Origin of the sequence: Oerskovia gallyi (assembly GCF_014836745.1) — a bacterium.
Classification (GTDB): domain Bacteria; phylum Actinomycetota; class Actinomycetes; order Actinomycetales; family Cellulomonadaceae; genus Oerskovia; species Oerskovia paurometabola.
In genome coordinates, this window is sequence record NZ_JACSQE010000006.1 from 125,730 (window position 1) to 139,356 (window position 13,627).

Below are 13,627 nucleotides of genomic sequence, written 5' to 3' on the forward strand. Positions count from 1 at the left end.
CCCCCCCCCCCCCCCCCCCCCCCCCCCCCCCCCGGCCCGGGAGGGGCCCCTGCGTGCGCTCAGGGTCGCTCAGGCGGGGACGTCGACGATGCGTCGATCTCCCACGGCGGGGGAGAGCGCTCCGCTCGACGCCGACGCGACGTCCGCGTCGAGCGCGGCGAGGTCGGCGGGCGGGACCAGGAGGCGGAAGGTGGCCGACCCCGCGTAGTCGGTGCCCTCGAGGACGGCGCCACGGGTCTGGCACCACTCGTGGAGGACGTTGCCGATACGGCCGGCCTCGGCGTGCGGGACGTCGACCGCGACCTCGACCATGACCTCGCGCCGCAGCACGGGTGCGAGGTCGAGGGTCTCGCTCACGGCGTTCGAGTAGGCGCGCACGAGCCCGCCCGCGCCCAGCAGCACCCCACCGAAGTAGCGCGTGACGACTGCGACGAGGTCGGTCACGTGCCGGTGCCGCAGAACTTCCAGCATGGGGATGCCCGCCGTGCCCGAGGGCTCGCCGTCGTCGCTCGAGCGCTGCTGGTCGGCGTGCGTCCCCACGACGAGCGCGGTGCAGTGGTGCCGGGCGTCCCAGTGGTCCTTGCGCACGCGCGCGATCACGGACTCCGCCTCGGCGACCGACGTGACCGGGTGCAGGAGCGTGAGGAAGCGGGACTTCTTGATCACGAGCTCGTGCTCGACCGGGGCGGCGATCGTCGACGGGAGCGGCGCGTTCTCGGGGGAGTGCGGGAAGGGAGCCATCGACGCCCAGCCTAGCCAACCTTGACTTGAGAGTGCCCAAGTCAAGGTTAGAGGGCATAACCTTGACTTGATGAGGCACAAGGAAGGATTGCCATGACGGGTGGACGTGTCGGGACGACTGCTCCGGAGGTCGCCGCCTGGCCGCCGCACGGCGCCGAGGTCAGACCCTGGTCGTCGACCTCGCGCGGTCCGCGCGAGGACCGCATGCTGCGCGAGATCACCGTGTCGTTGCCGCCCCGGATCGCGGGCCTCGCCTACGTCCCCTCGGCCGAGGAGGCCGCGGACATCGAGCGGGCCGCGGTGGACATCACCCGCCTCGACGCGGTCCACGGACCCGTCCTCTCGTCGTTCGCGACGTTCCTGCTGCGCACGGAGGCCGTCGCCTCGTCGCGGATCGAGCGACACGACGCGAGCCTGGCCGACCTGGCCCGGGCGACGATCGGCATGAAGTCCGGGAAGGACGCGCAGGTCACCGTCGCGGCCGCGCGGGCGGTGTCTCGGCTCGTCGACGCGGCGGGCCGGGCGGGGACGATCGAGCTCGACGACCTCCTCGCCGCCCACCGGACGCTCCTCAAGGACGACCCGCTCGACGGGCCCACCGCGGGAACGCTCCGCACGGTGCAGAACTGGATCGGCGGGTCCGACTGGTCGCCGCGCGGCGCGGTGCACGTGCCGCCGCCGCCCGAGCTCGTGCCCGGGTACATGGAGGACCTGATCGCCTTCCTGCGACGTGACGACCTTCCGGCGGTGGCGCAGGCCGCGATCGCGCACGCCCAGTTCGAGTCGATCCACCCGTTCACCGACGGCAACGGGCGGATCGGACGTGCCCTGATCGGGGCCGTGTGGCGGCGGCGCGGGCTGGCCCCGACCCTGGTCGTCCCGGTCGCGTCGGCCATGCTCGCGGACACGGGGGAGTACTTCGCCCGCGTCAACGCTTACCGGGACGGGCGCGTGGCGCAGTTCGTGCGATACCTGGCGACGAGCGCGTCGGCCGCCGCGCGCGAGGCGCGCATCTCGGCCGACAACCTGTCCGAGCTGCCGGCGGCATGGCGGGGGGAGGTGCGTCCCCGGGCGGGGTCGGCCGCGGCCGCGCTCCTCGACGGGTTGCTGGACCATCCGGTGCTCGACGGGGATCTCGCCCGGCAGGTCGCCGGGACCTCGGCGGCGGCGGCCTACGAGGCGCTCCATCGGCTCACGGAAGCAGGGGTCCTGTCTCAGCTCTCGACGTCCCAGCGGCACGGGGTGTGGGCGGCGACCGAGGTGCTGGGAGAGATCGACGACCTCACGAGGCGGCTCCGCGAGGCCTGACGAGCCCGGACGGACCCCGCCACGCCGCACCCTCTGGTCAAAAAAGTGTGCCAAGCGGCTAGGATGGCTTCCATGGTCACCAACGCTGCCGACTCACCCCCACCAGCCTCGACGGGCGGGGACGGCCCAGACGGTCCCGCTCCGGCGCTCGCCCCGCGCTACCCGCGCCCGCCGGTGACGCGCGACGAGGCCGAGTGGGTCTGGCGTGAGCTGTCGGTCGGTGCCATGTACGCGTCGACCAAGCCGGAGATGGTGCGCCTGGCGGTCATCGTCGGTCTGACCCGTGCGACGGGGGCCAGGTACTCCGACCTGCTGCGCTGCACGGTCGACTCGCTCGACCTGGGGCCCACGGGCCCCCAGGCGGGGGAGGGGAGCGTCGTGGTGCAGCACGGCAAGCACCGCACCGTGCGCGAGCACCGCCTCGAACCGGGCGTGGTCATGGTCCTGCGTCGCTGGATGGACGTCCGGGACGAGCTGTGCTCCGAGCTGGAGGGGTCCGTGCCGCGGGCACTGCTCCTGACGGTCCACCACACGCACGACAACGGCATCACGGTGGCCAGCGGGCTGCCCATCACGAAGCAGGGGCTGGTGCTGTCCTGGCGGCGCTTCGTGCAGCGCACCAACGCGCGGTACGGCGGGGTGCGCCCCCCGCTGCCGACGCGCTTCGAGCAGGTCCGTCGGGCCTGGCACGCACCGGCCGAGGGTGAGCCGGCTGCGCAGCCCGAGCAGCCGGCGCGGGCCTAGCCCCGCGCGGCCGGGCCACGACGGGCCCGACGGCGGAGGTCACCCCTCGCGCAGATCGGCCGCGGGGGAGGGGGGCGACTGCGGGCCGAGCTCCTGGAACAGCGTGATCTGCAGGCCGGCGGGGGCGTCCAGGCGCGCGTTGAGGGAGTCCCAGGGGGTGCGGACCGGTGGTGCCACGAGCGAGGCCCCGGCGTCGACGAGGTCGGTCGTGACCGCCGCGGTGTCGACCACCTCGAACGCGACGCGCAGGCGTGGCGCGACCTGCCTGCCCACCTCGACGTCGTCGATCATGCGCTTCTGCGCGGGGTTGGCGATCTCCAGGGTGGCGCGCCCGGCGTCGAGGATCGCGACGCGGGCGTCGCCCTCGCCGGTGTATGCCTCGAGCTGGGGGAGACCCAGGGAGTCGCGGTAGAAGGCGAGCGCCTGCTCGTAGTCCTCGGCCTCGACGACCAGACGGAGCTGCAGGACGGGGCGGGTGGGGTTGTCGACCATCAGGTCACGGTAGGTCAGCCGGTCGGATGGTGCGCGTCGATCTGCCGTCCACCTCCCCAGGATAAAATAGTGTGCCAAGCGTACCGACCACGCACCTCACCCGAGCGATCGACTCACCAAACAGCCCGGACAAGCAGGGGCGCACGCGCGGGCCCTCCGGACAGCGCCCCCCCCCCCGCCGCCGGCCCCCTGCTCCGACGGGGAGCAGGGGGTCGCGCGCCCTGTCGCGAGGTCGTCTCAGCGCCACCAGGTCCGCGGGACGGCGAGGACGACGAGGCCGATCAGCGCGACAGCGGCGACGACGACGAAGAACCCGTTCCGGTCCAGGGTCGAGGCCGCGAAGCCCAGGAGCGCCAGCCCCTGGCAGGCGAGCTGGATCACGACCGCGCGCCGTAGCTCCGGCAGAAGGACGGAGCGTTCGACACGGCCCTTCCGCGGCACGCGCGCAGCCCACCAGGAGGAACGCAGCACGAGGTGGGCGAGCGGGAGGAGCAGGAAGACGACCGGGTCGAACGACGTGTCGGCACCGAGCATCGCGAGGGCGCCGACGAGCAGCACCGCGTGCGGCACCGGGGTGTGCGGGCGCGCCGCGACCACGGCCGTCAGGGCCAGCGCGACGACCGCGCTCCCGAGCAGCGACGGGACGAGCTGGTGCACGCTCAGGACGCCGAACAGGAAGGTCGCCCCGACCATGACGGCACGCAGGGCGTCGCCCGACACGGTCGGACCGGTGCTCACCTCGGTCGCAGGCGGTCCCGCAGGCTTCTCGGGAGGCGCGGTGGGGTGGGCGCTCACCGTGTCGTCCCTCGCTGGCTGTGGCGCTGCCGACGGGCCGCGAGCTCGAGCGCAGCCCGGGCCCCGCCCTTGCCGTTCACCGAGGAGGTCCAGGGGACCACCACGACACCTTCTCGTCGGATGGCTTCGAGACGCTGTTCGCGCTCGAGGCGCGTGATGCGCCACGCGAGGACGACGCTCGGCTCGTCCTGCGGGACGTCCACGGTGGGCAGGATGTCGACCGCGACCACGGGGTGCCCGGTCGCCCGCCAGGTCTGGGCGATCATGGCGCTCTCGTCGTCGAGGAAGGTCGAGAACATGTAGACCAGGGCTGCCGCCGGGATCTGTGGCGGGCGCATGCGACGACGCGGCTCGCCGATCGGGTGGGCCAGGGCCAGAGCGTGCACGATCCGCTGGAGCTGGCGCTTGCCCGCGGCCGGTGGAAGAGGGCGACGGATCCACCCGAGGTCCTCGAACCCGACCCGGTCCCCGCCGTTCAGCGCCGTCTGGGCGACCGATGCCGCGGCGTGGCGGGCGATGTCCAAGGAGGTCGCCCGGTCCATCGGCAGCGGACCACGCCCTCGCCACGTCGTGACGTCCGGGCCCACCTCGTCCCGCGAGTCCAGGACGAGGACGATCGTCGCCTCGGCCGTGGCCTGGGTGCGTCGGACGTAGAGCGTCTCGAGACCGGGGGACCGGCGTGCGGTCGCGCGCCAGTCGATGCGCCGCAACCGGTCTCCCGGGGCGAAGGGGTGGACGTCGCGGAGCTCGGTGCCGTCGCCGAGGCGACGGGTCGTGTGCGGGCCGGTGAGCCCGGCGAGCTGGCGCGGCAGCGGGAGACGGCCGAGGGGCTGCGCGGTCGGCAGCACGAGCGTGCCCGGCGACTGAGCCGCGTCCGGGATCGACTCGACGACCCCCTCGGGTCCGGACGCGACGTGGTCCACCCGGAACAGGCGGTGCGGTCCTGTCCTCGCCGAGTGCGTCGTGAGGTCGAGCGTGCGGGTCCCCTCGACCAGCACCGTGACGTCCGCGTCGTCGTTCCCCGGGCTGGTGACGCGCAGACGGACCGGTGTGGCGGCGTCGGGCACGTCGAGGCGGAGCCGTGACCGGAGCTCGCCGGGACGCAGGTCGGTCGTGTCGGCCGGCTCGAACGTGGCGACGACGGCCTCGCCCCGGGGCCTGGCGCCCCAGCCCCACACCGCGCTGAGCAGGGCCGGCGCGCCCAGGACCGCGATGTCCGCGCGACCCGCGAGGAGACCGGTGACGAGCAGGGCGAGACCGAGCACGACGCCTGCGGCGAGGCTCGTGGTCTGCTGCCAGCTCGTCAGGCGCGTCGTCGTGGCGAGCGAGGTCATCGCGTCGCGGTGGCGACCGCAGCAGGGCCGGGGACGCGATCGAGGATGGCGCGGACGACGGCCTGCGGCTGAGCGTTCGAGGCCCAGGCCGTCGGGGTCAGGGTGAGGCGGTGCGCGAGCACCGGGACGGCGACCCGCTTGACGTCCTCGGGCAGCACGTAGTCCCGGCCGTCGAGGGCCGCCACGGCGCGGGCGAGCAGCACGAGGTTCTGCGACCCGCGGGGAGACGCCCCCACCTCGAGCTGGGAGTCGGCGCGCGTGGCCGCGACGAGGTCGACGCAGTACGTGAGGACGTCGGGGTCGACGTCGGTCGCCTCGACTCCAGCCTGCATCGCGAGGACGGTCCGAGCATCGACGACCTGGCGCACCTCGGCCTGCTCCTGGCGCCGGTCGAGACGACGGCGCAGGACCTCCCGCTCCTCGTCGCGACCCGGGTAGCCGACCCCGAGCCGGACCATGAACCGGTCGAGCTGTGCCTCGGGCAGCGGATAGGTGCCCTCGTACTCGACGGGGTTGGACGTCGCGAGGACGTGGAACGGCCGCTGGAGCGGGTAGGTGCTCCCCTCGATCGACACCTGCCGCTCGGCCATGGCCTCGAGGAGGGCGGACTGTGTCTTGGGTGCCGTGCGGTTGATCTCGTCCGCCAGGAAGATGCCCGTGAACACCGGGCCGGGCCGGAACACGAAGTCGGTCGTGGCCGGGTCGTACACCGAGGACCCGGTGATGTCCGCGGGCAGGAGGTCCGGGGTGCACTGGAGCCGCGCGAAGTCGAGCCCCAGGGCCGTCGCGAGGCTCCGGGCCGCGAGCGTCTTGCCGAGTCCGGGCACGTCCTCGAACAGGGCGTGCCCGCCCGCGAGGATCGTGGCGAGCGCGAGCTCGAGCGAGTCCCGCATGCCGACGACGGCGGTGCCGACCTCGTCGAGGATGCGGCGGCCGTGCGCGGCCACCTCGGGGACGCTGAGCGCGGGGGCAGGGGAGTCCGTCATCGGGTTCGCCTCTCGGTGCGGGTGTCTACGGGTGCTGTGGCTGTCGGCATCGGCGCCGACGGGCGTGCTGATCAGGTGTCGGTGCGGGAGTGCGGGAGGTTCTCGATCGCGGCCACCCAGGACCGCAGGACCTTCATGGTGGGCGGCCGTGGGTCGTCGGTCATCTGCCGGTGGACCTGCGTGCCGAGCCGGTCGGCCGCCGCTCGCATCTGCTCGGGGTCCGTGCTGTGGAGGTCGATGCCCTCGTCGGCGAGGGCCGTGGCCGCGAGCGCCCGCACGCGTCGGTGGGCGCGTTCGCTGACGCGTCCGTGGCTCCCGTGCATTGCCCAGGTGAGGTCGGAGAGGTCTCGGCGGGCGCCGTCGCGGTTGGTGTCGGGCAGGGCTCGGTGCTGGGGGTCGTGTCCTGTGTCGATGCGTCGGGAGAGGACGAGGGCGACGAGGAGGGCGACGGTGAGGGCGAGCGTGTGGGGGAGGTCGAGGCCGAGGAGGGCGAGGGCTGTGCCGGTGGCGACGAGGAGTGTCGCGAGGGTGAGGATCTTCTTGTCGGTGGTGAGCCGGTGCTTCATCGGGTCTCTCCCCGGGGGGCCGGTGTGCTGGTGGTGGCCTGGTGCTGGGGTGCGTCGGCATCTCCCCTTCCGCCGCCGCTGTCGTCGCTGTCGTCGCTGTCGTCGCTGACGGGCGGCGTGAAGGCGATGGCGAGGCGTTCGAGGCAGCTGCGCGCGGCGTCGACGTCCTGGGGGGTGAGGGGGTGGGTGGTGAAGCGCGCCCGCTGGTAGAGCTTCAGCAGGGTGGTGACGGCGTCGGGGTCGGCGGGGGTGGCGTCGAGGACGGTCGTGGTGAACTCGGTGGGGGTCTGCGCGGGGTGTCGGCGGTGCCCGGTGTCGGCGGCGGCGTCCTCGAGCGCTATCCAGGCGGCGGTGACGGCGTCGCGTGGGGTCGCGGCGGTGTCGAGGAGGTGCCGGGCGTGCTGGACGCCTCGGCGCAGTGCGGGGAGCTGGACCGTGAGGGCGGGGAGGGCGATGCTGGCTCCGGTCGCGACGTGGTCGTGGGGGGCGGGCGCCTGGATGGCGGGCTCCCGGGTGCGGCGGCGCAGGTGCACGATCGTGACGACGACCAGGACGAGGGCGACGAGTACCGCGAGGTACGTCATGTACTCGCCGATGCTGAGCCCGGCGGCTCGTTCGTCGAGACCTTCGAGGAAGAGCGCGGTGTCTTCCGTGCGTTGCACGGGGGGAGGGGGGACGACGGAGGTCGGTCGGGTGGTGACGGGTTCGAGCCGGAAGCTCCAGCGGTTCCCGGCGGCTGCGCCGACGAGGACGAGGGCGATCAGGACGACGACACCCCCCAGTCGCGTCCGGTTGCTCATGCTGGTCGGTTCCTCTCGGCGTACAGGCCGGCGGTGGCGGCGGCCAGGAAGGCGGCGGGGTCGTCGTCGAGCCCGCGGCCCATGGTGGACAGCCCGACGGGCGTGGCGCGCAGCGCTCCGAGGAGGGCGGCGTCGGCGTCGGCGTGGACGAGGCGGTGGCGCCCGTGGGGTGCGGCGAGGTGCGCGGCCTGCTCGGTGATGCGTGCGGTGAGCGCGGCTCCCCACCCGGGGAGGGCCTCGACGTCGGCGCTGGGGCGGGGGACCACGACGTCGCTGGCCGCGAGCGCCACCCGGCCGTAGGCGGTCAGGGAATGGTGGGAGATGCCGAGGTGGCGGTCGCGGGGGTCGGCGCCGGAGACGCGCAGGGAGGCGACGGGGCGGCCGCCGAGGGTTGCGGCGGCGTTGAGGGCTTCGCCGGCGGCGACGCCGGAGAAGCCCCAGCGGGTGCCGGTGCCGAGGTTCCCGGGTCCTTGGGTGACCACGGCGAGGTCGGCACCGGTGACGTGGCGGGCGGCGAGGAGCCCGGTGTGGACGGTGACCGCTTCGTGGTCGCCACCGTAGGCCTGGCCGACGGTGAGGCAGGTGTGGAGCCAGTCGGCGTCGCGCAGTCCGGAGACGGTGCGGGAGAACGCGGCGGGCAGGGCGCCGCCGTCGGTCATGACGTAGGCGATGCGGGGCGCGGGGCGTCCGTCCTGGGCGGCGGCGAGGCGTGCGCCGGCGACGATCGCGGGCAGGGCGGAGTGGAGGTCGGCGACGACGACGGGCATGCCGTCGAGGTCGTCGGCGTCGCGCAGGGTGTCGTGGTGGGGGGACTCCTGCTCGTCGACGCCCAGCACGAGGGCCTGCAGGGGGGTGTAGCGGGCCTTGACGAGGTGCCCGGGCCCGGGGGCAGGATCGGGGGGCAGGGCTCCGGGCAGTGCGACGACGAGGGCGTACCCGCCGGTGCCGAGGCCGCGGGCGAGGGCGGAGACGTTGAGGAGGACCTGGTCGCCGACCTGGGGCTCTCCGACGAGCTGCGGGTAGGCGAGGGCACGGACGGTGCGGGGGCGTTCCTCGGTTCCTGGGGCGGCGGTCGCGGGCAGGGGTTCGTCGAGCTCGACGGTCACTTCCTGCGCGCCTTGCCAGGCCCGGCCGCGGGAGATCACCCTTGCACTACGCCACGTCATCACACGGGTGAGGATAGCGTTCGTTAGCGTGGGTGCCGATGCCTGATCAGACGAGTCAACCAGTCAACCCTGCCACGAGGCTCTTGAACCTCGTGATCGCCCTCGTGAACACGAGCGTGTCGATGACGAAGCAGCAGATCCGTACGAGTGTCGCGGGGTATGCCGACGCGCCTTCTCCCGAGGCGTTCGAGCGGATGTTCGAGCGCGACAAGGACTCGTTGCGCGACCTGGGGATACCGATCGTGACGGTCGACGCCGGGGGGCACAGCGACGACGTCGGGTATCGGATCGACCAGGACGCGTACGCGTTGCCCGCGGTCGACCTGACCCCGGCGGAGTTCGGGGTGCTGTCCTTGGCGGCGCAGTTCTGGCAGGACAAGACCTTGCGCACGGACATCTCGCGCGCCTTGACGAAGCTGCGCGCGGCGGGGGCGGGCGAGGTCGCGAACGACGCGGTCGCCGGGCTCGCTCCGAGGGTGCGGGCCGTGGGCGACGCGTACGGCCCCCTGCTCGACGCGATCGAGGCGCTGCGTCCGGTGTCGTTCACCTACCGGGCGGCCTCCACGGGCGAGGTGCGGGACCGCACTGTCGAGCCGTGGCGCATCGCGGCCCGCCGCGGCGGGTGGTACCTCCTCGGGTTCGACCGCGAGCGCCAGGCGCCGCGGGCGTACCGGTTGAGCCGCATCGAGGGCAGGGTGCGTCTCCTGGGGCGTCCGGGGGCGTTCGCCATCCCGGACGGGGTGGACGTGGACGCGCTCCTGGGGGCGCGGGCGGGGCAGGAGCAGGTCGCTGCCCTCGCGATCGGTCCCGAGCGGGCCGAGGCGTTGCGGGCGCGCGGTCGCAGCGACGGCGACGGGCCGGGCACGGGGCCGCGTGCGGACGGGCGCGACGTCGTGCACGTGTCGTTCACGAACCAGCACGCGTTCGCGGACGAGATCGCGGGGTACGGGGACGCGGTCGTGGTCCTGAGCCCTGCGGGGCTGCGGGACGCCGTGGTGCGCCGGTTGGCGGCTGCGGCCCGCCTGGGGCAGGCGCCGGGCACCACCACGCAGGACCACCCGAACGGTACGACGAGCACGGAGGAGCAGCGTGGCTGAGCGCGCGGACGACCGGTTGGTGCGCCTGCTGGGCATCGTCAGCTACCTGGACGGGGCGGGCGGGGTCCCGGTCGAGGAGCTCGCGACCCGGTTCGGGGTGACGACGCGCCAGATCGTGGAGGACGTCGACGCCCTGTGGGTGTCCGGCACCCCCGGGTACTGGCCCGACGACCTGATCGACTTCGACGCGGACTCCCTCGAGCGGGGCGTCGTGCGGCTCACGGAGGCGCGCGGCATGACGCGTCCCCTGCGCCTGGGCACCCGCGAGGCGGTCGCGCTCATCGCGGCCCTGCGCGCCATGGGGGAGACCCCGGCGGTGCGTTCGGACCGGGCGCGCGCCGACGTCGTCGCGTCGGTCCTGGCCAAGCTCACCGGCGCGACGGGCGAGGCCGCCGCAGCCCTCGACGTGCGCCTGTCCCCTGACGGGGCCCCCGAGGTCGTCGCCGCGGTGTCCTCGGCGCTGGCGAACCGGCACCGCCTGCGCGTGCGGTACGTGACGAGCTCCGACGTCGTGTCCGAGCGCGAGATCGACCCGGTCGCGCTGCACACCCAGGACGCGTACTCGTACCTCCTCGCGTGGTGCCACCGCGCCCAGGGGCAGCGCACGTTCCGCCTCGACCGGCTCCTGGCCGCGACCGAGCTCGACGTGCCCACGGGCGAGCACGACCTGCCGACCGAGGTCGACTTCACGCCCACGGGCGACGCGCCGCTGGCGACGATCACGTTCGCGAGCCCCGCCCGCTGGGTCGCGGAGCAGGTCCCCGTCGAGAAGGTCCGCAACCTGCCCGACGGCGCGTTCGAGGTCTCCCTGCGCGTCACCAACCCCGTGTGGTTGCGCCGCCTCCTCCTCGAGCACGCCCGCCACGTCCTGGCCGTCGCCCCCCAGGAGGTCGCCGACGACGTCGCTCAGGCCGCGAGCGCCGCCCTGGCCGCGTACGGGGCCGAGGGCGGTGGCCCGTACGAGCCGGGCGACCCGGTGGGGACGACCGGGTCCGCCGACGGCCCGGCGAACTAGGCTGGGCCCTATGTGGTTCACCATCTGGTCGGTCCTGGTCGTCGGCACGCTCGTCGGCGCCTTCTTCCTGGGGCGCGACCTGTGGCGCAAGGCCAGGGCGCTGTTCGCGCAGATGTCGGAGTCGGCGCTCGTGATGGACCGGTTCGCGCAGCGCACGGACGAGACGACCGCGGCGCTGGCGGCGTCGGCGCCCAGCACGGCGCCCACCCTGTTCGACGACCCGGTCCTCCTGCACGAGCGGGTCGAGGAGCTGCGCGCGCAGCGGGCCGAGCGTCGGGCGGGACGCAGGACTCGCAACAAGGTGACGTGGGACCGGTGGCGTCGATTCAACGCGTAGGATCTGCGACAACAAGACTTGCGTCCGACTCCAAGGGAGCCATCTCATGGGCATGCTGAAGCCCTGGCACATCATCGTTCTTGTCGTCGTCGTCCTGCTCCTGTTCGGGGCGAAGCGACTTCCTGACCTGGCCCGCAGCGTGGGGCAGTCCCTCAAGATCTTCAAGAGCGAGGTCAAGGACCTGCGCGACGACGACAAGCCCGCGGAGCCTGCCGTCAAGGATGACGACGCCCCCAAGGCCTGATCCGTGGCCGGTTCGACGAAGACGGCCAGGTCCGCCGAGGGGCGCATGCCGCTGCGCGAGCACCTGCTCGAGATCCGCAAGCGGCTCTTCCTGGTCTCGTGCGGGCTCGTCGTGGGCGCGATCGGCGGCTGGTTCCTCTACGAACCGCTGCTGGCCGCGCTCCAGGCGCCCCTCGAGGCTGCGGCGGCCGCGCAGAACAAGGTCATCAACCTGAACTACTCGGGCATGGCGACCGCGCTCGACATGAAGATCAAGGTCTCCCTGTTCCTCGGGGTGCTCGTGACGTGCCCGTGGTGGCTGTACCAGCTGTGGGCGTTCATCACCCCGGGCCTGACCCGCAAGGAACGTCGCTACGCCGTGGGCTTCCTCGGGGCATCGGTGCCCCTGTTCCTCGGCGGCGTGACCCTGGCCTGGTGGGTCCTGCCGCACGCGGTCGACATCCTCGCGGCGTTCGTCCCCGAGGGCGCGACGAACCTCACGGACGCGCAGGGCTACCTGAGCTTCGTGATGCGCCTCGTCCTGGCGTTCGGGCTCGCGTTCGTCCTGCCCGTCGTCCTGGTGGCCCTGAACTTCGCGGGCCTGGTCCGGTCCACGGCCCTGCTCGCCGGGTGGCGCTGGGCCGTCCTCATCGCGTTCGTCTTCGCGGCCGTCATGACGCCCACGCCCGACGCGCTCACGATGATCTTCGTCGCGCTGCCCATCTGCGTCCTGTACTTCGGGGCCGTGGGGATCGCGATCCTGCGGGACCGCAGCACCGACAAGCGCGCCGCCGCCGCGCTCTCCGGTGCCTGACCGGCCCCAGCCCCGCCCCGCCCGCCTCGCCGTCGTCGTCAACCCGACGGCCGACCGCGGGCGGGGCCGGGGCGACGGCGCGCGCACCATCGCCCTCCTGCGCGAAGCCGGTCACGACGTCCTCGACCTCAGCGCCCCCAACGCGCCCCTCGCGCTCGAGAACGCCCGCGACGCCGTCGCCGGACGCCCGAGCCGGACGACGGGGGAACAGACGAGCGGACAGGCGAGCGGGCACGCGAGCAGGCACGGACCGGGCAGCACGGACCCGATCGACGCCCTCGTCGTCGTCGGCGGGGACGGCATGGTCCACCTCGGCGTCAACGCGGTCGCCGGGACCGGGATCCCCCTGGGCATCGTCGCCGCCGGGACGGGCAACGACTTCGCGTCGGCCCTCGACCTGCCCGTGCACGACGTCCCCGCCGCCGTCGCGCTGCTCCTCGACGCCCTGTCCGCCCGCGGCGCAGGCACCGGCGGGGTGCGGGTCGTGGACGCCGCACGGGCCGAACCCCTCGACGCCGATCTCGCTCCCCGGCCGGGCAGGGCCCGCTGGTTCTGCGGCGTCCTGTCCGCGGGCCTCGACGCCGCCGTCAACGCCCACGCCAACGCCCTGACGTGGCCGCGCGGCAGCGCCAAGTACGTGCGCGCCGTCGCGAGCGAGCTCGCCCGGTTCCGCCCGTACGGGTACCGCATCACCGCGGACCTCGCACCGGAGGACCGGTCCGGCGCGCTCCCCGGCAGCGTGCCCGACGACGTCGCGTCCCCGTTCGTGTGGACCTCGCCCGGGACCGTGGTCGCCGTCGCCAACGGGCACCGCTTCGGCGGCGGCGTCCAGATCGCCCCCGACGCGCGGATCGACGACGGTCTCCTCGACCTCGTCACCGCCGGTCCGCTGACCCGGCTCGGAGCCGCCCGCGTCTTCCCCGGCATGTACCAGGGCAAGCACGTGCACCACGCGGCCGTCGACGTCCGACACGCCACCTCCGTGCTCCTCGAGGCCACCGACGCGGGCCGCCCGCCACCCCCGGCCTTCGCCGACGGGGAGCGCATCTCGCGCCTGCCCGTGCGCGTCACCGTGGCTCCCGGGGCCCTGCACGTCCTCGACGGTCGCGTCCCCGAGGCCCCGCCCGCCTGACGTGCGACGAGTCCCGGGGACCGTGGCCCCGCACCCCGAGGCCGACCACGTGCGAAAAGCCCCACGGACCGACACCCC

Annotated in this window: 16 protein-coding genes; 8 read left to right on the top strand and 8 right to left on the bottom strand. The window is 73.9% G+C overall.

Annotation, left to right across the window (positions count from 1 at the left end; translation table 11 throughout):
- Positions 1-69: 69 nt before the first annotated feature.
- The gene (locus H9640_RS09090; protein WP_191790405.1) at positions 70-741 is read right to left on the bottom strand and encodes a YigZ family protein; all 672 of its coding nucleotides are present in this window, start codon (positions 739-741) and stop codon (positions 70-72) included.
- A gap of 93 nt (positions 742-834) precedes the next feature.
- Between H9640_RS09090 and H9640_RS09095 the strand changes: the two genes are divergently transcribed.
- Positions 835-2,049 (top strand): Fic family protein, encoded by a 1,215-nt coding sequence (locus H9640_RS09095; RefSeq protein WP_191790406.1) that lies wholly within the window; start codon positions 835-837, stop codon positions 2,047-2,049.
- A gap of 72 nt (positions 2,050-2,121) precedes the next feature.
- A complete protein-coding gene (locus tag H9640_RS09100; protein WP_225226921.1) occupies positions 2,122-2,793 on the top strand; it encodes a site-specific integrase in 672 nt (223 codons plus the stop codon).
- Between the two features lie 39 nt (positions 2,794-2,832).
- On the opposite strand, the gene H9640_RS09105 is transcribed toward H9640_RS09100, so the two are convergent.
- The 7 genes from H9640_RS09105 to H9640_RS09135 all read right to left on the bottom strand — a co-directional run bounded on the left by H9640_RS09105 (position 2,833) and on the right by H9640_RS09135 (position 8,935).
- Positions 2,833-3,285: a VOC family protein gene (locus H9640_RS09105; RefSeq protein WP_191790407.1), complete on the bottom strand. Its 453-nt coding sequence runs from the start codon at positions 3,283-3,285 to the stop codon at positions 2,833-2,835.
- Positions 3,286-3,522: 237 nt separating this feature from the next.
- Positions 3,523-4,080 carry a hypothetical protein gene (locus H9640_RS09110; RefSeq protein ID WP_191790408.1) on the bottom strand — a complete coding sequence of 186 codons (558 nt, stop codon included), beginning with the start codon at positions 4,078-4,080 and terminating at the stop codon, positions 3,523-3,525.
- Complete coding sequence (locus H9640_RS09115; RefSeq protein WP_191790409.1) at positions 4,077-5,414, bottom strand: DUF58 domain-containing protein; 1,338 nt, start codon at positions 5,412-5,414, stop codon at positions 4,077-4,079. Before H9640_RS09115 ends, H9640_RS09110 begins: the two co-directional genes overlap by 4 nt.
- A complete protein-coding gene (locus H9640_RS09120) occupies positions 5,411-6,400 on the bottom strand; it encodes an AAA family ATPase (RefSeq protein WP_191790410.1) in 990 nt (329 codons plus the stop codon). Before H9640_RS09120 ends, H9640_RS09115 begins: the two co-directional genes overlap by 4 nt.
- 71 nt (positions 6,401-6,471) lie before the next feature.
- On the bottom strand, positions 6,472-6,966 hold the full coding sequence (locus tag H9640_RS09125) for a hypothetical protein (protein WP_191790411.1): 495 nt from the start codon (positions 6,964-6,966) through the stop codon (positions 6,472-6,474).
- Positions 6,963-7,766: a DUF4129 domain-containing protein gene (locus H9640_RS09130; RefSeq protein ID WP_191790412.1), complete on the bottom strand. Its 804-nt coding sequence runs from the start codon at positions 7,764-7,766 to the stop codon at positions 6,963-6,965. The genes H9640_RS09125 and H9640_RS09130 overlap by 4 nt, the downstream gene beginning before the upstream one ends.
- The gene (locus H9640_RS09135; protein ID WP_191790413.1) at positions 7,763-8,935 is read right to left on the bottom strand and encodes a DUF3866 family protein; all 1,173 of its coding nucleotides are present in this window, start codon (positions 8,933-8,935) and stop codon (positions 7,763-7,765) included. The genes H9640_RS09130 and H9640_RS09135 overlap by 4 nt, the downstream gene beginning before the upstream one ends.
- Before the next feature lie 119 nt (positions 8,936-9,054).
- Here H9640_RS09135 and H9640_RS09140 point away from each other — a divergent pair, with 119 nt between their 5' ends.
- Genes H9640_RS09140 through H9640_RS09165 form a run of 6 tightly spaced genes read left to right on the top strand, consistent with a single transcriptional unit; the run spans position 9,055 to position 13,549 of the window.
- On the top strand, positions 9,055-10,029 hold the full coding sequence (locus tag H9640_RS09140) for a helix-turn-helix transcriptional regulator (RefSeq protein ID WP_225226923.1): 975 nt from the start codon (positions 9,055-9,057) through the stop codon (positions 10,027-10,029).
- Positions 10,022-11,044, top strand: coding sequence for a helix-turn-helix transcriptional regulator (locus tag H9640_RS09145; protein ID WP_191790415.1), 1,023 nt, complete (start codon positions 10,022-10,024; stop codon positions 11,042-11,044). Before H9640_RS09140 ends, H9640_RS09145 begins: the two co-directional genes overlap by 8 nt.
- Before the next feature lie 10 nt (positions 11,045-11,054).
- Positions 11,055-11,381: a hypothetical protein gene (locus H9640_RS09150; protein WP_191790416.1), complete on the top strand. Its 327-nt coding sequence runs from the start codon at positions 11,055-11,057 to the stop codon at positions 11,379-11,381.
- 46 nt (positions 11,382-11,427) lie between these two features.
- Positions 11,428-11,625, top strand: coding sequence for a Sec-independent protein translocase subunit TatA (gene tatA / locus H9640_RS09155; RefSeq protein WP_036571710.1), 198 nt, complete (start codon positions 11,428-11,430; stop codon positions 11,623-11,625).
- A gap of 3 nt (positions 11,626-11,628) precedes the next feature.
- The gene (gene tatC / locus H9640_RS09160) at positions 11,629-12,417 is read left to right on the top strand and encodes a twin-arginine translocase subunit TatC (protein ID WP_372440725.1); all 789 of its coding nucleotides are present in this window, start codon (positions 11,629-11,631) and stop codon (positions 12,415-12,417) included.
- Positions 12,410-13,549, top strand: coding sequence for a diacylglycerol/lipid kinase family protein (locus tag H9640_RS09165; protein WP_191790417.1), 1,140 nt, complete (start codon positions 12,410-12,412; stop codon positions 13,547-13,549). Before tatC ends, H9640_RS09165 begins: the two co-directional genes overlap by 8 nt.
- Positions 13,550-13,627: the final 78 nt, after the last annotated feature.